The following is an 18566-nucleotide window of genomic DNA, read 5'->3' on the forward strand; positions in this document are numbered from 1 at the left end:
ATGCTAAACTGGGGTTCGTTTTCAGAACATTGTTTCGCACAGCGGAACCAACGTCAAGCGCCGCGCGATGGCGCTTTCCACGACTTGAGGAGAACGCGATGGCCGACGCCGCCCGCTTCAACTGGGAAGATCCGCTGCTTCTGGATCAGCAATTAACCGAAGAAGAACGCATGGTGCGCGACGCGGCGCGCGCCTACGCGCAGGACAAGCTGCAGCCGCGCGTGATGCAGGCGTTTCGCGAGGAAAAGACCGATCCGGCCATCTTTCGCGAAATGGGCGAACTCGGTCTGCTCGGCCCGACGATTCCGGAACAGTACGGCGGACCGGGACTCAACTACGTGAGCTACGGTTTGATCGCGCGGGAAGTCGAGCGCGTGGACTCCGGCTACCGGTCGATGATGTCGGTGCAATCGTCGCTCGTCATGGTGCCGATTCACGCATTCGGCAGCGAGGCGCAAAAGCAAAAGTATCTGCCGAAGCTCGCGCGCGGCGAGTGGATCGGCTGCTTCGGACTGACGGAGCCGAACGCGGGATCGGACCCGGCCAGCATGACGACGCGCGCGAGGAAAGTGCAGGACGGCTATTCGCTGTCGGGCGCGAAGATGTGGATTTCCAACTCGCCGATCGCGGACGTGTTCGTCGTCTGGGCGAAGCTGGAAGAAGACGGGCGCGACGAGATTCGCGGCTTCATCCTCGAAAAAGGCTGGAAGGGGCTTTCGGCGCCCGCGATTCACGGCAAGGTCGGACTGCGCGCGTCGATTACCGGCGAAATCGTGATGGACGACGTGTTCGTGCCGGAGGACAACCTGCTGCCGAACGTGCGCGGACTCAAAGGTCCGTTCACGTGCCTCAATTCGGCGCGCTACGGCATTTCGTGGGGCGCGCTCGGCGCGGCCGAAGCGTGCTGGCATACGGCGCGGCAATACACGCTCGATCGCAAGCAATTCGGTCGACCGCTTGCCGCCAATCAGCTGATTCAAAAGAAACTCGCCGACATGCAAACCGAGATCACGCTCGGGCTGCAAGGCGTGCTGCGCCTCGGCCGCATGAAGGACGAAGGGACGGCGGCCGTCGAGATCACGTCGATCATGAAGCGCAATTCGTGCGGCAAGGCGCTGGAGATCGCCCGGCTTGCGCGCGACATGCTCGGGGGCAACGGCATCTCCGACGAGTTTGGCGTGGCGCGGCATCTCGTCAATCTCGAAGTGGTCAACACGTACGAAGGCACGCACGACATCCACGCGCTGATTCTCGGGCGCGCGCAGACGGGCATTCAGGCGTTCTTTTGAACGCGCAGGCCCCGATTCGCGACAAGGCCGGTCGTGGCACGACCGGCCTTTTTCGTTGATGCGCGCCGCAGCCGTTTTGTAACTTTCGATGCCCGGCTGAAACTTTTACGGGCCAGATCGTCTCCATGCTGGACAGTGGGCCGGCTTCAGCGCGTGCCGCCCGCCTGCAGCGGCGCGGCGCCAAGCGACTGGAACGGAACCTGCATCCGCAAGCCGCTGCACCAAAGCCTCCTCGTCAGCGATGGCATCTTTGGTTACGATGCCCGTAGCCTCACCGATGGAGCTTTCAATGTCAGATACCAATAAGGAGCGATTCATGTCGGACATCAAAACCGTTCTCGCTGACGCCGAAGACCTGCTCAAGCAAGCCGCTGCCGCCACGGGCGAGCGCGCTTCCGAGCTGCGCGAAAGCGCCATGTCGCGCCTGAAACAAGCCAAGGAAAAAGCCGCCGACGCGCAAGTCGTCGTGGTTGAGCGCGGCCGTAAAGCGGCGCGCGCCACCGACGATTACGTTCACGAGCATCCGTGGGCGTCCATTGGAATCGCGGCGGGCGTCGGCATGGTGATCGGTCTGCTCATCAATCGTAAGTAGTCGTTCCATGCTGCCCGCTTGCGCGGGCAGCATTTTTTTCGCCGCAATGGCCCGAGGTTTGCTAAACCCGTAACCGATGCGGTCCTTCGGGATCGAATCAGTTCGAACTGCGACGCTCTTACCGGGCGGGCGGCTCGACTTTCGCCCCGGCTCCATGCTTCGTGCATCGGCCGGGAAACCATCAAGCGGCACCCAACGCGCTCTCGCACCCAAACCATGACGACAGAACGGCTACCGCGCGATTCGTCCCCCGGACCCTTGCGCCGCATTGTGAGTTCCGCCTTCGCCATCTTCGAGACCCGGCTGGAACTGATCGGCATCGAGTTGCAGGAAGAAAAAGTCAGGCTCATCGGCGTGCTCTTTCTCGGGCTCGCTGCCATGCTGCTCGCCATGATGGCGCTGATCTCGCTGACAGTGCTCATCGCCATATTCTTTTGGGATACGTATCGTTGGCAGGCGCTCGGCGGCATCACGCTGCTGTACGCGGTGCTCGCCATTGGATGCGGCCTGCGCGCGCGCGGCAAGTTGAGCGATGCGCCGCATCTGTTCGACGACACGCTCGACCAGTTCCGCAAGGACCGCGACATGTTCAACTGAGCGCCGCCGCGCGACGCCTTGAACGCGATTCTTCTCTTTCCACGCGAAACTCACTTGCCCGTTCGATCATGAGCCATAACGACGCCACCTCCAGCGCAGCCAAGCAGGAAGTTCAACAGCAGCTTCGCACGCCGCGCATGCGCACGCTGCGCAAGGAATTGCTGCTTGCGCGCGCGGATGTCGAACGCATGGAACTGCAACAGGCCACGCACGAATTGCGCGATAACGTCGCGCATCTGCCGCTCATCGGCATGCTGGTGCCGGGCAGCCGCCCTGCGCGACGTGGCATCCGAAATACATCGCCGCGTGGCACCATCAGCGGCGTGCTGGATTCGCTCCTCGGCCGCGGCGGCGCGGGCAAGTTCAGCTTCCTCTTCAAGCAATATCCGGTGGTCGGATCGCTCGCTTCGCTGCTGTTGACGAAGCCGGTACGCACCCGTCTGTTGCGCGGCGCGAAGCCGCTCATCAAATGGGGCGGTCTCGGGCTCGCTGCATGGGAAGGCTGGCGCATCTGGCAACAGATGAAGGCCACGAGCGTGGAAACGTCCACCGACGCCGTCGATCCGACCGTTTTCTAGTCGCATAGCCGCATTACCCCTTGCCCGTCCAGCACGCGGCCGATTTGGCCGCGTCGAGCGCCGCTGCGCCATCCGTCAGCCGATTCGAGCGCGAGCCGGTCGCGTCGATGGTGAACACGCCGCATGCGTCTGCCTCCATCGGGCCAGGCGACACGGGTGAGGCTTCGATCGTATAACCGCCGTTGGTCGCGGACTCGGGCAAGAGCGTGAGCCGGTACACCGCCGTTCCGCTTGACGGCGCCTGGTCGATGCCCGCGCTCAGCGCAACGGTGCCGGCGCTCATCTGGGATAGTCGCGCGCTCTCCACGAACTGCACCGCCTTGAACAGCGCTGCCGCCGCGTCCAGCCGATGCGCTTTCGCGACATGCGACTGATACGCAGGAATGGCGAACGTCGCGATGATCGCCGCGACGCCCAGCGCGATCATCAGTTCGAGCAGGCTGAAGCCCGCGCTCGATCTCACTCGGCTCATTCTTGGCCCTCCTTAAAATGGTTTGCCCGCGACGCGCCGCCACTGTCGCGTAGCGGTGCCCTTCGCCGAATCGATGCGCAATTGCAGCCAGGCTTCGGTCTGCGACGTCGCGCCGAAACCGCGTGCCGTGATCAGATAGGACGTCATCGACGACTGACCGGATCGCGACCATGTCTCGATCAGGCATTGCGGCGGACGCGTTGCGTAAGGCCACGACGCGTACGGCGCGACTGCCATCGCCGACGCGCCTTCGAACGACGCCTTCAGCCGCCAGCGCGCCGGCTCCTGATCGACCGCTCCTCTCGCTGGCAACGCCGCCGATAGCATGTGGCTGCATCGAATGAGCGCACTGTCCGCCGCGTGGAAGGCCTGCACGCGCTCGCGCGCCGCAACGGTCGTGCGCGCCGCCACGAGCGATGTTTGCAGCCATGCGCTCGCCGTGACGAGGATGATCGCGGCGAGCAGCAGAACGATGGGCAGCGCCGTGCCGCGAGACAGGTCGCGGCGGTTCATGCGGCGCCTCCGTCATTCGCGGCAGCCGCATTGCGAATCTGAACGCGACGCCAGAACGCCTGATGCATGCGCGCATCGTCGGCGACGGCGGGCGCGCCGGTGCAATCCACGTAGTTCGTGCGGCGCTGTCTCGCGACCGAGAAGCCGCGCACGAGCACGCACAGGTCGGCGGCGCGAACATCGGGCCAACGGTCGCGCGGGATCGCGGAAGCATCCACCGCGCTCGACGCGCCCGCCAGCCAGTACGAAACTCGAATGCGCTCGATGCCTTCGATGAGCGGCTGCGCCTGCTTGCCACTGCCCTCGCAATACAGTTCCGGCTCGCCCGTCGACGCGCTGGCCTTCGCATAGAAGCGGTTGCCGACGAAGGCATCCGCGACCGACTGGCCGATGCAATCCGTCGGCGCGCCCGCCGATGTCGGCCACGTCGAAACCGTGTCGGCTGCATAGCGCACCTGCACGCCGTCGGACCGGCTCGGAAGCGGTTCGCACGACGCCGCCGTGTCCGCGCCGACCACGCGCGGCTGCGAGCAGCCGAATAGCGCGGCATCCGAGCGCGTTGCCCCGAAACCCGCCATCTGCATCTGCTGCGCGATGAGGTCGAGCGCGGACACGCCGGCGTCGTGCATGCGCGCGGCGTCGGCGGCGCGGTCGAACGCCGCGCGCTGACCGCGATACAGCGACAGCATGGCCAGCACGATCAGCATGCCGAGCGCGAGCGATATCGCGAGTTCGACGAGCGTGTGGCCGCGCGCGGGAAAGGAACGCAGCGTCATCGCGCGAACGCCACGGCAATGCACGACGCGAGCGGCTTCGCTTGCGGCTCGGGGCACGGATCGGCGCGGTCGTCGGCGCGCCAGCTGACGGTCGCGACGCGCACGCCGTCTGCGCGATCGAGCACCGCCACGTCGCCATCGGGCAAAGTCGAGGAAGCCGTTGCCTGCCATTGCGACAGGACCGCCGCGCGATCCGCGTCGCTGCGAATGCCTTCGGCGACCGAATCGGCGATGAGCGTCGCGCGCTCGCGCAGCAACGCTAGCCGCTCGCCCCTCGCGAGCGCGCTTTGCACCGCGACGATTCCGAGCGCCGTCACGGCGGCGAGCGCCAGCGCGATCATCACTTCTATCAGCGAATCGCCGCTTTGGACCGTCTTCATGCCGATGCTCCGCAGCCGCCCGGCGTGATGCGCGGCCGCCCGCCCGCCGCGATGCGAATGCAGCGGCGCGCTGCGGCATTGGGAGCGGGATCGGCGCCGCGCGGGGAAAAGTCGAAGCTGCGAAAGCCGCCGATCACTTGACCAGACGGCGGCGTGAACGAAAGATCGGTGGCCGCGCCCGCGATGGCAATGGATGACATGGCCGGCTCAACGCGCAGCAACGCAGGCACGCCGTCGCGATCGACATAGAGCGCCCAGCCGCAAGACCAGTCCGTGATGCCGCCATCGCAGCCTTTGCCGGATGCCAGGCAATGCCGCGCGGCGTCGATTCGGCACAGCGTCACACGCGCGCCGCGCCGGAGCGCTTCGGCGCGTGCTAGCGAAAGCGTCGAAAAGAAGGAGCGCGCCCGGGCATCGACCTGATCACGCAGCTGCCACGCGAAGAACGACGGCGCGGAAAATGTCGCGATGATCGCCATGACGGCCAGCACGACGCACAGTTCGACCAGCGTGAAGCCGCTGAAACCGGGTAAGTGAGCGCGATTCATCTGCATCCCTTAACGATTCGAGTTGAAGAACGCCGACTCTATCGGGAAGCGACGCGCGCCGCCATTAGCCGAACGGCCTAGTGTTCAGGCCGGTTTTTGGCGGGCAGACTTTGCGCGGGAATGCGAGAAAACCTTGCGGAGGGCGAATGCAGAACGAATCAACGCTTACGGGAAGCGGATTTCTTGGGCGCGGCGCGGCGGAATTCCTCGAGCACGTCTTCGAACTCGGAAACGTCCTCGAAGCGTTTGTAGACGGAAGCGAACCGCACGTAGGCGATGGTGTCGAGTTGGCGCAGTTCGTTCATCACGAGTTCGCCGAGACGCTCGCTCTGCACTTCGCGCTCGCCGCTGCCGAGCAACTGATATTCGATGCGAGCGACGGCTGCGTCGATGGCGTCGGCCGCGACCGGGCGCTTGCGCAGCGCGAGCTTCATGCTGGCGACGATCTTGCGCCGATCGAACTCGGTGCGGCTGCCGTCCTTCTTGACGACGGACGGCAACGCAAGCTCCACGCGCTCGTACGTGGTGAAACGCTTGTCGCACGCAGGACAGCGCCGACGCCGCCGGATGGCCGCGCCGTCCTCCGACACGCGGGAATCGACGACCTGAGTGTCTTCGTGTCGGCAGAACGGGCAGCGCATCGCGGCGTGTCTCGGGACTGGGCTAGAGGATTAACGGTAGACCGGGAAACGCTTGGTCAGATCGGCCACTTGCGCGCGCACGCGCTCGATGGTCGCCTGGTCTTCCGGATTGTCCAGCACGTCCGCGATCAGGTTGCCGACGATTTCGGCTTCCTTCACGCCGAAGCCGCGCGTGGTCATGGCGGGCGAACCGAGACGCACGCCGCTCGTGACGAAGGGCTTCTCCGGATCGTTCGGGATCGCGTTCTTGTTCACCGTGATGTGCGCGGCGCCGAGCGCGGCTTCCGCGGCCTTGCCCGTGATCTTCTTCGCGCGCAGGTCGACCAGCATCACGTGGCTTTCGGTGCGGCCCGACACGATGCGCAGTCCGCGCTTGACGAGCGTCTCCGCCAGCACGCGAGCGTTGTCGATCACGGCTTGCTGATACGTCTTGAACTCGGGCGCGAGCGCTTCCTTGAACGCGACGGCCTTGGCGGCGATCACGTGCATCAGCGGGCCGCCCTGAATGCCGGGGAAGATCGCCGAATTGATCTGCTTCTCGAATTCCGCCTTCATCAGGATGACGCCGCCGCGCGGGCCGCGCAGGCTCTTGTGCGTGGTCGTCGTGACGAAATCCGCGTGCGGCACCGGGTTCGGATAGAGGCCGGCGGCGACGAGACCGGCGTAGTGCGCCATGTCGACCATGAAGTAAGCGCCGACGCTCTTCGCGATCTTCGAAAGACGCTCGAAGTCGATGCGCAGCGCGAACGCCGACGCGCCGGCGACGATCAGCTTCGGCTTATGTTCCTTGGCGAGCGCCTCGGTCTTTTCGTAGTCGATGTCTTCGGCTTCGTTCAGGCCGTAGCTCACGACGTTGAACCACTTGCCCGACATGTTCACGGGCGAGCCGTGCGTGAGGTGCCCGCCTTCGGCGAGGCTCATGCCCATGATCGTGTCGCCCGGCTTCAGGACGGCGAAGAACACGCCCTGGTTCGCCTGCGAGCCGGAGTTCGGCTGCACGTTCGCGGCTTCGGCGCCGAAAAGTTGCTTCACGCGGTCGATGGCGAGCTGCTCGACGATATCCACGTACTCGCAACCGCCGTAATAGCGCTTGCCCGGGTAGCCTTCCGCGTATTTGTTCGTGAGTTGCGAACCCTGCGCGGCCATGACGGCCGGGCTCGTGTAGTTTTCCGAGGCGATCAGCTCGATGTGCTCTTCCTGTCGGCGGTTTTCCTGCTCGATGGCCTTGAGCAATTCGGGATCGACTTTGGCAAGGGTACTTTCGGCTCTGTCGAACATACGTTTTCCGTGAGATCAAAACAGGTTGACCGGATCGCGCGGGCGCACGAAAGGCTGGACACCGATGAAGTCCAGACGCGGCGGATGAGGGAAGAATCCGGTTTCGCAGAACGGACAGCCACCGGCAACGCAGCGACGGCGCGCGGATCTCAGCTGCCCAGGCGAACGGCAAAACGACGCTCCGCGCTTCCTAGTGGGTCGTTCCACCTTGAATCCGAAGATTCTATCGCCAGTCACGCGGGGTTTGAGCGTTGTAGTTTAATGGGCGGCCGGGCTTTAGGCAACCGGACTCCGGGCCCGTCCGCGGGCCTCTTTCGCGGTGCCTGGCTGCCCCCGGAAGCACGGTCGTTCGCGTGCGCGGTCGCTTGCCGCCTGGCATCAATGGAAGTACTCTTTGCGCCGTTGCCGGACGCGTGCCCGTGCACCGCCCGGTCCGGCCTATCGCTTATCTCCAATCGGAGCTCGACCATGATCGTCTTCGTCACCGGCGCGTCAGCCGGCTTCGGCGCCGCCATCGCGCGCGCTTTCGTCAAGGGCGGCCATCGCGTCGTCGCGGCGGCGCGCCGCAAGGAACGCCTCGACGCGTTGTCGAAGGAACTCGGCGACGCGCTATTGCCCGTCGAAATCGACGTGCGCGACGAAAGCGCCGTGCGAAACGCGATCGCATCGCTGCCTGACGGGTTCGCGCAGATCGACGTGCTCGTGAACAACGCCGGCCTCGCGCTCGGTCTCGAGCCGGCGCAGCGCGCGAACTTCGACGACTGGAAGAACATGATCGACACGAACTGCGCCGGTCTCGTCGCGGTCACGCACGCCGTTCTGCCGGGCATGGTCGAGCGCAATCGCGGCCACGTGCTCAATCTCGGCTCGGTGGCGGGCACTTATCCTTATCCCGGCGGCAACGTCTACGGCGCGACCAAGGCGTTCGCGCGGCAGTTCAGCCTGAACCTGCGCGCCGATCTCGCTGGAACTGCATTGCGCGTGACGGATATCGAGCCGGGCCTGTGCGGCGGAACCGAGTTCTCCAACGTGCGCTTCAAGGGCGACGACGACAAAGCCGCGTCCGTCTACAAGGACGTGCAGCCGCTCACGGCCGAGGACATCGCGGACACGATCTATTGGATCGCCACGCGGCCTGCGCACGTGAACATCAACACGATCGAACTGATGCCGGTCGCGCAGACGTTCGGACCGTTGCAAATTCACCGCGGCTGAACGGCAAACTGACTGAGGATTTGGCGAGCACTTAGCGGGTTCCGGTAAAATGCCGCGGATGAATATCTGTCAAAAAGCGAGCCGCAGCGGTCTGAGAAGGCCCGGCGCAAGCGGGGCGGCGCGCAGGTGAGCAATCCGTCCGTTTTCGAGTGGCCGATTCGCGTGTACTACGAGGACACCGACGCCGGCGGCATCGTTTTCTACGCGAATTACCTGAAGTTCTTCGAGCGTGCGCGTACCGAATGGCTGCGCGCGTGCGGCATCGACCAGCAACGCCTCGCGGAATCGGACGGCATCGTGTTCGTCGTGAAAAGGACGTCCGTCGATTATTCAGCGCCCGCGCGCCTCGACGACGTGATCCGCGTCGTGAGCCGTATCGGGCGGCTCGGGCGCGCGTCGGTGGACTTCCATCAGGAAGCGTGGCGCGACGGCGTGCTGCTCGCGAGCGGCGAGATTCGCGTGGCGTCGGTGGATCGCGCATCCATTCGGCCGGCCGGCATTCCGGCAGCCGTTCTCGACGGACTCCGACGCGGCCCTCCTGCGGCGCAGTCAGCCGGTGCACTCATTGCGCCGCATGGCGGACCCAGCCGTGGTTAGCAGAGCAAGACAATCGAGAAAGAACCGGCTTCAGGCGCGGCTTTCGTTCCGTTCACATTTCATTCACGAAAGCCTGACGCTCCCGACCGGACGCCGTTTTGCGGGAAGTAACAGCGGACCTTTATGAACAATACACAAGACCTGTCGATCGTATCTCTCGTCGTCCATGCCAGCGTGCTCGCGCAGGCCGTGATGGCGCTCTTGCTGGTTCTGTCGCTTCTGTCGTGGACCTTCATCTTCCGCAAGTGGTTCGCCATTCGCCGCGCGCGCGCGCAGACGGAGCGCTTCGAACGTGACTTCTGGTCGGGCGGCGACCTGCAGGCGCTGTATCAGAGCGCGGCGAACAACCGTCACACCATCGGCGCGCTCGAGCGTATCTTCGAGTCGGGCATGCGCGAATTCCTGAAGGGCAAGGAGCGCCGCATCACCGATCCGAGCGCGATTCTCGACGGCTCGCGCCGTGCGATGCGCGCCGCGTTCCAGCGTGAGATGGACGTGCTGGAAGCGAACCTCGCGTTTCTCGCGTCGGTCGGCTCCGTGAGTCCGTATATCGGCTTGTTCGGCACCGTCTGGGGCATCATGAATTCCTTCCGCGGTCTTGCCAACGTGCAACAGGCGACGCTCGCGAACGTCGCGCCGGGCATCGCCGAGGCGCTCGTCGCCACCGCGATCGGCCTGTTCGCCGCGATTCCAGCCGTGGTCGCGTACAACCGCTACGCGCACGACATCGACCGTCTGGCGATCCGCTTCGAGACCTTCATCGAAGAGTTCTCGAACATCTTGCAGCGTCAGGCGCACTAACAGGAGTCCGCGATGGCAGGCCCGATCCGTTCCAGCATGCGCGGCAGTTCGCGCCGCGCAATGGCCGACATCAACGTCGTGCCGTATATCGACGTGATGCTCGTGCTGCTCGTCATCTTCATGGTGACCGCGCCGCTCGTGTCGCCTTCGATCATCAACCTGCCGACCGTCGGCAATGCGCAGCCGCAGGAACAGCAGCCGCCGCTCGTCATCAACATCAAGGCGGACGGCAGCATGAACGTGCGCTACAAGGAAGAAGGCGGCGCGACGCAAGAGCAGAAAATGACGAAGGGCGATCTCAACGCATTCGTGCTCAATCGTCAGGAGTCGCACCCGGATCAGCCGGTCGTGATCGCGGCGGACAAAACGGTGAAGTATGAAGTCGTCATGGACGTGATGTCCGATATGAAAGCGCGCGGCGTGAAGCGCGTTGGATTGCTCGTCAAATCGCAATGATCGATCGTCGCACCGGCCAGCCCCAGCAGGCGCGCGCGCGTTCCGCGCGGCCCATCCGTCCGCCGCGCGAGCGAGGCACGGGCAAGGCGTTCGCGCTCGCGGCCGTCATGCATTTGCTGCTCGGCTGGCTGCTCTATCACGGCATCAACTGGCAGAACAACACGCCGGCCGGCGCCGAAGCGGAAATCTGGACCGATATCCCCGACATGTCCGCGCCTACGCCGCGCCCCGCTCCTCCGCCGCCGGCACCCGCAAAGGCGCAGCCCGCGCCGCCGCCCGCGCGAGACGAGCAGGCGGACATCGCGTTGCAGGAGAAGAAGCGCAAGCAGCAGGAAGCCGCCGCGCGCGAGGCGCAGCTTGCCGAGCAGCGTCGCGAGCAGCAGCAGGCGCAGCAAGAAGCCGAGGCGAAACGCCAGCAGCAACTCGCCGCGCAAGCAGCCGCGGCCGCCGCGGCGCAGAAGGCGATGCAGGACAAGCAGAAGCAGATCGAGAAGCAGCGTCAGGCCGAAGTGCAAAAGCAGCAACAGCAAGCCAAGGCGCAGCAGGAGAAGGAACGCCAGCAACAAGCCGAGGCGCAGAAGGCGGAACAGCTCAAGGCCGAGCAACAGCAGGCACAGAAGGAAGCCCGCGCGAAGGCCGACGCCGAAGCGAAAGCCAAGGCCCAGGCAAAAGCGAAGGCCGACGCGGAAGCGAAGGCGAAGGTCGACGCCGAGCGCCGTGCGCGGCTCGCCGCGCTGCAAGGCCAGTTGGGCGGCGGCACGAGTTCGAGCGGCGAAGGGCTCGCGAAGAGCGGCACGGGCCGGGGCGCGGGCGGCAACGCGACATCGCCGGGTTATGCCGAGAAAGTGCAGCGGCGCGTGCGGCCGAACATCGTGTGGGCGGGTGAGACCGCAGGACTCGAAACCGTCGTGTCGGTCCGTTGTTCGCCGTCGGGCACGCTGCTCTCGGCAAACATCAGCCGGTCGAGCGGCAACGAGCAATGGGATCAGGCGGCGCTTCGCGCGGTGCAGCGTTCGGACCCGATGCCCGTCGATACCGACGGCAAGGCGCCCGATCATTTCACCATCACGCTGCGCCCGGCGGGAGGCTGATTCGGCCGGCTGACGGCCGCTGCCACGTGGGAACGAATCGTGCAACCGGGGGTCTGTTTCTGCATTCCCCAGACACTTGAAAACGCTTTTTTCGGAACCTAAACAGCATGAGTTTGATGACGAAGCTTGGCCTGAGAACGCTGGTCGCATCCTGCCTGATCGCAGCCGGCACCGCCGCACACGCCCAGTTGAACGTGCTCGTCACCGGCGTCGGTTCGACGCAGTTCCCGATCGCGACGGCCAATTTCGCCAACGAGGCGAGCTCGCCGCAGCAGATCAGCGCGATCATTCGTCAGGACTTGCAGAGGAGCGGCAAGTTCACGAACATCGACGCGGGCAGCACGCCGGTCTCGGAAACCGAATCCGTCGATCTCGGCGCGTGGAAGGCCAAGGGCGCGGACGCGTTCGTGTCGGGCAGCGTCACGCGCCTGTCGAACGGCCAGTACGAAGTGCGCTTTCGCCTCTATGACACGGTGAAGCAGCAGAATCTCGGCGGCCTGTCGCTCGTCAGCGCGGAAAGCGGCCTGCGCATGAGCGCGCACAAGATCGCGGATTACATCTACGCCAAGCTGCTCGGCGGCCGGGGCGTGTTCGCCACCCGCCTGTCGTATGTCATTCAGACGGGCGGGCGCTATCAGTTGCAGATCTCGGATTCGGACGGCCAGGACGCGAAGATCGCCCTCTCCAGCCCGGAACCGATCATCTCGCCGGCGTGGTCGCCGGACGGCACGAAGGTCGCGTACGTGTCCTTCGAGAAGAAGAAGCCGGTCGTCTACATTCACGACCTGCCGACGGGGCGCCGCATCGTCGTGTCGAATCAGAAGGGCAACAACAGTGCGCCGGCGTGGTCGCCTGACGGCCGCAAGCTCGCGGTCGCGCTGTCGCGCACCGGCAATACGCAGATTTTCGAAGTCAACGCGGACGGCACCGGCCTGCGCCGTCTGACACAAGGCAGTTCCATCGATACCGAGCCGGCCTACTCGCCCGATGGCAACTCCATCTATTTCACGAGCGATCGCGGCGGCCAACCGCAGATCTACAGAATGCCGGCGGCGGGGGAATCTGCCGGCGCGGCCCAGCGGGTCACGTTTACGGGCAGCTACAACACGAGCCCGCGCGTGAGCCCGGACGGCAAGCAACTCGCGTACATTTCGCGCACCGGCGGCGGCTTCAAGCTGTATTTGCAGGACCTCGCGTCCGGCACGGCAACGGGGCTGACCGACACGACGCATGACGAATCGCCGAGCTTCGCGGCGAATGGTCAGTACATCCTCTACGCCACCCAAGTGAACGGACGTGGCGTGTTGGCAGCCGTATCGACCGATGGTCGCACCCGGCAAGTCTTGTCCGTACAGGGCGGCGCGGTGCGCGAGCCGTCCTGGGGTCCGTTCATGCAATAAGTCCAGCAATACGTTTCACCTACAACGTTCAGCTACAACACAAGGAGAGGTACCATGATGTCGAAACTCCGTATCGGCCTGGCAGTTGCAATGGTCGGCGCATTGGCCGCGTGTCATTCGGGCGTGAAGCTCGATGAAGGCGCAAACAAGGGTGCAGTGAGCACGCAGCCCAACCCGACGGACGTGAAGCAAGTCAACATCGACCCGCTGAACGATCCGAACAGCCCGCTCGCCAAGCGCAGCATCTATTTCGACTTCGACAGCTACGCCGTGAAGGACGACTATCAGCCGCTGCTGCAACAACATTCGTCGTATCTGAAGAGCCATCCGGAGCGTCACGTCCTGATTCAGGGCAACACCGACGAACGCGGCACGAGCGAGTACAACCTCGCGCTCGGCCAGAAGCGTGCGGAAGCCGTGCGTCGCGCGATGTCGCTGATGGGCGTAGCCGATTCGCAGATGGAAGCCGTGAGCCTCGGCAAGGAAAAGCCGATGGCGACGGGTCACGACGAATCGTCGTACGCGCAGAACCGCCGTGCGGATCTCGTGTACCAGCAGTAATCGAACTAACGTAACCAGTCACGGGTGACTCGCCCTATGTTGTATCGCTTTCCCTTGCTGCGCGCTGCCGCAGCCGCGTGTGTAGCCGGTTCGGCAATGCTCGGCGTGCCCGCGCACGCCGGCGTCTTCGACGACAACGAGGCGCGCAAAGCCGTGCTCGATCTGCGCACCAAGACCGATGGCCTCACCAATCAGTTGCAGGCTGCGCAGCGCACGATCCTCGATCAGCAGAACCGCCTCGACCAGCTGAATCAGCAGCTCGCGACGGTTCGCGGCCAGAACGAGGACCTGGCGAACCAGGTGGCCACGCTGCAAAAGCAGCAGAAGGACTATTACGCCGATCTCGATACGCGCTTGAAGAAGTTCGAGCCGCAGCAGCAGACCATCGACGGCGTGACGGGTTCGGTGCAGCCTGGCGAGACGGAAGCGTTCAACGCAGCGTCGACGGAGTTCCGTAACGGTGACTACAAGGGTGCCGCGGCGTCGTTCAAGGCGTTCGTCGCGAAGTATCCGCAAAGCCCGTATCAGCCGACCGCGCAGTACTGGCTCGGCAACGCGTTGTATGCGCAGCGCGACTACAAGGGCTCGACGGCGATCTGGCAGAATCTGGTGAAGACGTACCCCACGCATCCGCGAGCACCCGAAGCGTTGCTCGCAATCGCGAATAACCAGATCGAGCAGGGGCAGAAATCGGCTGCGAAGCAGACGCTCCAACAGATCATCTCGCAGTATTCGGGCACTGAAGTCGCGCAGACGGCGCAAAGCAAGATGTCGCAGGTGAAGTAAGCGGAGCTTCGGGGTTCTCCGGTTCCGCGCCTCTCGTTGAAGAACGCTCGCGGGCACGCATGCCGCGGGCGTTTTTCTTGAGCGAGTAACGGCGATATACGGTTGACAGTCTTCGAGATCGCCGCTTATAATTTTGCCTCTCTCGGGTCGTTAGCTCAGCTGGTAGAGCAGCGGACTTTTAATCCGTTGGTCGCAGGTTCGAATCCCGCACGGCCTACCAAAGAATTCAAAGGGTTACAGGCGCAAGCCTGTAACCCTTTGTCGTTTCTGCTAATTAGTTCGCTCGATAGTTCTCTCGACGAACGGACGCTTCTGCACACAGCCGCAGTCGAGACACCGCACCTACACCGCGCTCACCCCGCCATCCACGGCCAGCACCTGCCCGGTTATGTGCTTGCCCGCATCGCTGGCAAAGAACACAGCCGCGCCCTTCAGATCTTCGTCGTGGCCGAGACGGCGAAGCGGAATGCTCTCGCACATGCGCTCGACGCCCATCCGGTCGAGCGAACCTTGCGTCATCTTCGACGGAAAGAAGCCGGGCGCGAGCGCGTTCACCGTGATGCCGTGCTCGCCCCACTCGCCCGCCAGCGTTCGCGTGAAGTGCACGACCGCGCCTTTCGACGTGTTGTACGCGATCGTCTCCATCGTGCCCGGCGCGTTGCCCGCGAGCCCAGAGATCGACGCCACGTTGATGACGCGTCCATAGCGGCGCGGGATCATGGACAGCTTGCCGATGCGCTGCGTCAGCCGGAAGGATCGCGGAGGCGCGCCGGGTGAGGATCACCGGATGCCTCTCTTCCCTGTCAAAGCACTTCGAAGAGGCCGGCCGCGCCTTGTCCGCCGCCGATGCACATCGTCACGACGACGTGCTTCACGCCGCGGCGTTTGCCTTCGATCAGCGCGTGTCCGACGAGCCGCGCGCCCGACACGCCGAACGGATGCCCCACCGCAATGGCGCCGCCGTTCACGTTGAGCCGCTCCATCGGAATGCCGAGCGTATCCGCGCAGTACAAGACCTGCACGGCGAAAGCCTCATTCAGCTCCCACAAGCCGATGTCGTCAACCGTCAGGCCCGCTTTCTTCAATAGCTTCGGCACCGCGAACACCGGTCCGATGCCCATTTCGTCCGGCTCGCAGCCCGCCACCGCGAAGCCGCGAAACACGCCGAGCGGCGCAATGCCCTTCGATGCGGCGACGCGCGCATCCATCACCACGCACGCCGACGCGCCATCCGGGAACTGCGACGCGTTGCCCGCCGATATGACGCCGCCCGGCAGCTCGCTGCGAATCTTCGCGACGCCTTCCAGCGTCGAGTCCGCGCGAATGCCTTCGCCGGCGGCGATGGTCACTTCGCGCCTCACGATATCGCCGGTCGCGCGATCGACGACGCCCGTCGTGACGGTCATCGGCACGATCTCGTCGTCGAAGCGGCCCGCCTCCGCGCGCCGCTGCCGCGCGCTGCTGGCTGCGCACGCCGTACTCGTCCTGACGCTCGCGCGAAACGCCGTAGCGCTGAGCGACCTGTTCCGCTGTCTGCAAAATGCCCCAGTAGATCCCGGGCTTGTTGGCGGTGAGCCACAGGCTTTGGCGGCCTGAATGTTCATGCGGACGTTCGTCGATGAAGCGCATATCGTCGGCAAGCAACTCGGCGCTCTGTTGCGCGAGAAGCGGCTCGACGCATTCAGCCTGCGCTATCTGGAAGAGCTGGTCGCGAAGTTCGCCGATAGCGCCAGCGCGGACGACGCCGCGTCGATGCTGCGGCGCGCGAACACGTCGAAGACGGCTGCGGTGCTCACGCAACGCGAGGTCGAAATTCTCGGGCTGGTCGCGCAGGCCATGTCGAACAAGCGCATCGCGCTTACGCTGAACGTCACGCTCGAAACCGTGAAATGGAACCTGCGCAATATCTTCGCCAAACTGGGCGTATCGGGCCGTTACGACGCGATGGTCTGGGTGCGTAAGCAGGAGCTGATTCAGTAGGCATCGCTTGCGACTTGTCGTTCGAGACACCTTGTGTCCCGGTCGTTCCTATAATGAGGCGATAACGCCTCAAGGAACCGCGCCATGACCTCCAGTCTCGACGAAGCCATTCTCCGCGTGCTGCCGACGGAACGGGACGCCGTCTCGTGGCTCTCGACGCCCGAAGTGCGCCGCCGGCTCGAAGAGCGCGGGCATCGCGTCGGATATACGAAAAAGGTGCAGCGCCATCTGAGCGCGCTGGAAGCCGAGTCGCGCGTCATCTCCACCATCAACGGCCGCGAGTTGCTGTGGCAGCGCAAGCCTTGGCTGCACGGCCTTCAGGAAGGCGTCGGGTTGATGAGCGCGTCGGAGGCCGTCGCGTTTCATATTCTCCAGCGCTTCGCGGGCAACAAACTGCCGGCCGCCGTCACCCAAGACATCGATCCGCTGTTCAAGGCGGCAGAAGCGCGGCTGTCGCAGGAAAAAGCGGACAGCCGCATGTATCGCGCGTGGGCCGACAAGATCGATTCCGTGGATGGCGCGTTCACGCTGATTCGCCCGAAGCTGCGTCCGGAGATCTTCAACACGGTGGCGACCGCGACGTTCTTCGAGCGGGAATTGCTCGTGCAGTATCGCGCCGCGTACCGCAGCGAAAGCAAGGAAAAGAGCGATGCGCCGAAGACGAAGCGCCTCTGGCCGCTCGCGCTCGTCGAATCGGCGGGCGTCATGTACATGGTCGCGCAGGACCCGCTCCGCGCGCCGCCGGCCGGCGAAGGCGAGCCGGAATCGGCGCGTGCGCTGTATCGGCTGGACCGCATCCGGTCTGTTACGGAGTCGGGCGAATCGTTCAGCTATCCGGCGGACTTCCGGCTGCGCAAGTACATCGAGACGCAGCAGGCATTCGACTTTCTGCCGGAACCGGCCGTGAAGCTGGAGCTTGCGTTCGAAGGCAGCGCGGGCAATCAGTTGCGCGAATCGCCGATGTCGAAGGATCAGCAGATCGACACCCTGCCCGACGGCCGCATGAAGGTGACCGGCACCGTCACGCCGAGTCTCAAGCTGCGCTGGTGGCTGCGGGCGCTCGGCGCGGGCGTCGAGATTCTTGCGCCGCAAGCGTTGCGCGATGAGTTCGCGCAGGACTATCTGAAGCTCGCGAACCGCTATCGGCATGCAACGGCACGCGCGCACGCAGGAGAAGCGGCATGAGCGACGAAGCGCTCATCCAGCAAGCGGCTGCGTGGATCGCCGACGCCGATGGCCTGCTCGTCACGGCCGGCGCGGGCATGGGCGTCGATTCGGGCCTGCCCGACTTCCGCGGACCGGAAGGCTTCTGGCGCGCGTATCCGGCGTTGCGGCATCACGGCTTTTCATTCGAAGAGATGGCGAATCCCCAGGGCTTCGTGCGGCATCCGCGTCTTGCGTGGGGCTTCTACGGGCATCGGCTGGCGCTGTATCGCGCGACGCAGCCGCACGAAGGTTTCGACATGCTGCGGCGCTGGGGCGCGCGCATGCGTCACGGCGCGTTCGTGTTCACGAGCAACGTCGATGGCCAGTTCCAGCGCGCCGGTTTCGCCGCCGAGCGCGTCGCGCAGTGCCACGGCGCGATCCACGCGATGCAGTGCATCGACGCCTGCACGAACGACATCTGGCCCGCCGACGCGTTCGAGCCGGTCGTCGACGAAGGCCGCTGCGAACTCGTCAACGCGTTGCCGCTTTGTCCGCATTGCGGCCGTCTCGCGCGTCCGAACATTTTGATGTTCGGTGACTGGAACTGGATCGACACGCAATCGGCGCAAGAGGAACGGCGACTTGCGGCTTGGCTTCGAAACGTCGAACGGCTCGTCGTGGTGGAACTGGGCGCGGGCCGCGCGCTGCCGACGGTGCGGCGCTTCAGCGAACGGCACGGCCCGCGCGTCGTGCGCATCAATCCGCGCGAGTACGGCATTGCGCCGGGCGTGGGCTTGGGCATCGCAGGCGGCGCGAAGGACACGCTGCTGCGGCTCGATCGCGCGCTGAACGGCTGAGGACGCCTCGCC

22 protein-coding genes, 1 tRNA gene, 2 pseudogenes and 1 riboswitch are annotated in these 18566 nt (G+C 64.7%); of the genes and pseudogenes, 16 read left to right on the forward strand and 9 right to left on the reverse strand.

Annotation, left to right across the window (positions count from 1 at the left end):
* The first annotated feature begins 98 nt into the window (after positions 1-98).
* The 4 genes from LDZ26_RS10445 (at position 99) to LDZ26_RS10460 (ending at position 3056) form a co-directional block, all read left to right on the forward strand.
* On the forward strand, positions 99-1289 hold the full coding sequence (locus LDZ26_RS10445; protein WP_244847181.1) for an acyl-CoA dehydrogenase: 1191 nt from the start codon (positions 99-101) through the stop codon (positions 1287-1289).
* Between the two features lie 289 nt (positions 1290-1578).
* On the forward strand, positions 1579-1881 hold the full coding sequence (locus LDZ26_RS10450; protein ID WP_244847182.1) for a YqjD family protein: 303 nt from the start codon (positions 1579-1581) through the stop codon (positions 1879-1881).
* A gap of 216 nt (positions 1882-2097) precedes the next feature.
* The gene (locus tag LDZ26_RS10455; RefSeq protein ID WP_175944917.1) at positions 2098-2478 is read left to right on the forward strand and encodes a phage holin family protein; all 381 of its coding nucleotides are present in this window, start codon (positions 2098-2100) and stop codon (positions 2476-2478) included.
* 68 nt (positions 2479-2546) lie between these two features.
* Complete coding sequence (locus LDZ26_RS10460) at positions 2547-3056, forward strand: DUF3318 domain-containing protein (protein ID WP_244847183.1); 510 nt, start codon at positions 2547-2549, stop codon at positions 3054-3056.
* Positions 3057-3069: 13 nt separating this feature from the next.
* On the opposite strand, the gene LDZ26_RS10465 is transcribed toward LDZ26_RS10460, so the two are convergent.
* The 7 genes from LDZ26_RS10465 to glyA all read right to left on the reverse strand — a co-directional run bounded on the left by LDZ26_RS10465 (position 3070) and on the right by glyA (position 7664).
* Positions 3070-3528, reverse strand: coding sequence for a type IV pilin protein (locus LDZ26_RS10465; protein WP_244847184.1), 459 nt, complete (start codon positions 3526-3528; stop codon positions 3070-3072).
* 12 nt (positions 3529-3540) lie between these two features.
* Positions 3541-4041 (reverse strand): pilus assembly PilX N-terminal domain-containing protein, encoded by a 501-nt coding sequence (locus LDZ26_RS10470; RefSeq protein WP_244847185.1) that lies wholly within the window; start codon positions 4039-4041, stop codon positions 3541-3543.
* Positions 4038-4817: a PilW family protein gene (locus LDZ26_RS10475; RefSeq protein ID WP_244847186.1), complete on the reverse strand. Its 780-nt coding sequence runs from the start codon at positions 4815-4817 to the stop codon at positions 4038-4040. Before LDZ26_RS10475 ends, LDZ26_RS10470 begins: the two co-directional genes overlap by 4 nt.
* Positions 4814-5197 (reverse strand): prepilin-type N-terminal cleavage/methylation domain-containing protein, encoded by a 384-nt coding sequence (locus LDZ26_RS10480; protein WP_244847187.1) that lies wholly within the window; start codon positions 5195-5197, stop codon positions 4814-4816. Before LDZ26_RS10480 ends, LDZ26_RS10475 begins: the two co-directional genes overlap by 4 nt.
* Entirely contained in the window at positions 5194-5751 is a 558-nt protein-coding gene (locus LDZ26_RS10485; RefSeq protein ID WP_244847188.1) for a GspH/FimT family pseudopilin, read from the reverse strand. The genes LDZ26_RS10480 and LDZ26_RS10485 overlap by 4 nt, the downstream gene beginning before the upstream one ends.
* Before the next feature lie 152 nt (positions 5752-5903).
* Positions 5904-6386, reverse strand: a complete 483-nt coding sequence (gene nrdR, locus LDZ26_RS10490) for a transcriptional regulator NrdR (RefSeq protein WP_175944931.1) — start codon at positions 6384-6386, stop codon at positions 5904-5906.
* A 30-nt stretch (positions 6387-6416) separates the two neighbouring features.
* Entirely contained in the window at positions 6417-7664 is a 1248-nt protein-coding gene (glyA, locus tag LDZ26_RS10495) for a serine hydroxymethyltransferase (RefSeq protein WP_175944933.1), read from the reverse strand.
* A gap of 148 nt (positions 7665-7812) precedes the next feature.
* Positions 7813-7911: riboswitch (ZMP/ZTP riboswitch) on the reverse strand.
* 221 nt (positions 7912-8132) lie between these two features.
* Between glyA and LDZ26_RS10500 the strand changes: the two genes are divergently transcribed.
* From LDZ26_RS10500 to LDZ26_RS10540, 9 genes are all read left to right on the forward strand, one after another.
* Positions 8133-8879: an SDR family NAD(P)-dependent oxidoreductase gene (locus LDZ26_RS10500; protein ID WP_244847189.1), complete on the forward strand. Its 747-nt coding sequence runs from the start codon at positions 8133-8135 to the stop codon at positions 8877-8879.
* A gap of 126 nt (positions 8880-9005) precedes the next feature.
* On the forward strand, positions 9006-9476 hold the full coding sequence (gene ybgC / locus LDZ26_RS10505; protein ID WP_244847190.1) for a tol-pal system-associated acyl-CoA thioesterase: 471 nt from the start codon (positions 9006-9008) through the stop codon (positions 9474-9476).
* Positions 9477-9599: 123 nt separating this feature from the next.
* Positions 9600-10277: a protein TolQ gene (gene tolQ / locus LDZ26_RS10510; protein WP_175944939.1), complete on the forward strand. Its 678-nt coding sequence runs from the start codon at positions 9600-9602 to the stop codon at positions 10275-10277.
* A gap of 12 nt (positions 10278-10289) precedes the next feature.
* The gene (tolR, locus tag LDZ26_RS10515; protein WP_175944941.1) at positions 10290-10733 is read left to right on the forward strand and encodes a protein TolR; all 444 of its coding nucleotides are present in this window, start codon (positions 10290-10292) and stop codon (positions 10731-10733) included.
* Positions 10730-11824 carry a cell envelope integrity protein TolA gene (gene tolA, locus LDZ26_RS10520; protein ID WP_244847191.1) on the forward strand — a complete coding sequence of 365 codons (1095 nt, stop codon included), beginning with the start codon at positions 10730-10732 and terminating at the stop codon, positions 11822-11824. Before tolR ends, tolA begins: the two co-directional genes overlap by 4 nt.
* A 107-nt stretch (positions 11825-11931) precedes the next feature.
* Positions 11932-13224 carry a Tol-Pal system beta propeller repeat protein TolB gene (gene tolB, locus LDZ26_RS10525; RefSeq protein ID WP_244847192.1) on the forward strand — a complete coding sequence of 431 codons (1293 nt, stop codon included), beginning with the start codon at positions 11932-11934 and terminating at the stop codon, positions 13222-13224.
* 54 nt (positions 13225-13278) lie between these two features.
* Positions 13279-13785, forward strand: a complete 507-nt coding sequence (gene pal, locus LDZ26_RS10530) for a peptidoglycan-associated lipoprotein Pal (RefSeq protein ID WP_244847193.1) — start codon at positions 13279-13281, stop codon at positions 13783-13785.
* A 36-nt stretch (positions 13786-13821) separates the two neighbouring features.
* Entirely contained in the window at positions 13822-14571 is a 750-nt protein-coding gene (ybgF, locus tag LDZ26_RS10535) for a tol-pal system protein YbgF (RefSeq protein WP_175945299.1), read from the forward strand.
* A 144-nt stretch (positions 14572-14715) separates the two neighbouring features.
* Positions 14716-14791 (forward strand) — tRNA-Lys (locus LDZ26_RS10540).
* Between the two features lie 122 nt (positions 14792-14913).
* Here LDZ26_RS10540 and LDZ26_RS10545 read toward each other — a convergent pair.
* Both LDZ26_RS10545 and LDZ26_RS10550 read right to left on the reverse strand, forming a co-directional pair.
* Positions 14914-15324, reverse strand: a pseudogene (locus LDZ26_RS10545) (SDR family oxidoreductase); the annotation flags it as partial.
* A 50-nt stretch (positions 15325-15374) separates the two neighbouring features.
* A pseudogene (locus LDZ26_RS10550) lies at positions 15375-16149 on the reverse strand (acetyl-CoA C-acyltransferase); the annotation flags it as partial.
* 18 nt (positions 16150-16167) lie between these two features.
* Between LDZ26_RS10550 and LDZ26_RS25655 the strand changes: the two are divergent.
* The 3 genes from LDZ26_RS25655 to LDZ26_RS10565 all read left to right on the forward strand — a co-directional run bounded on the left by LDZ26_RS25655 (position 16168) and on the right by LDZ26_RS10565 (position 18554).
* On the forward strand, positions 16168-16551 hold the full coding sequence (locus tag LDZ26_RS25655) for a response regulator transcription factor (protein ID WP_370650611.1): 384 nt from the start codon (positions 16168-16170) through the stop codon (positions 16549-16551).
* A gap of 84 nt (positions 16552-16635) precedes the next feature.
* Positions 16636-17736: a YafY family protein gene (locus LDZ26_RS10560; protein WP_244847195.1), complete on the forward strand. Its 1101-nt coding sequence runs from the start codon at positions 16636-16638 to the stop codon at positions 17734-17736.
* On the forward strand, positions 17733-18554 hold the full coding sequence (locus tag LDZ26_RS10565; protein WP_244847196.1) for a Sir2 family NAD-dependent protein deacetylase: 822 nt from the start codon (positions 17733-17735) through the stop codon (positions 18552-18554). The genes LDZ26_RS10560 and LDZ26_RS10565 overlap by 4 nt, the downstream gene beginning before the upstream one ends.
* Positions 18555-18566 lie beyond the last annotated feature (12 nt).

This window comes from Caballeronia sp. SL2Y3, from assembly GCF_022879575.1.
Classification (GTDB): domain Bacteria; phylum Pseudomonadota; class Gammaproteobacteria; order Burkholderiales; family Burkholderiaceae; genus Caballeronia.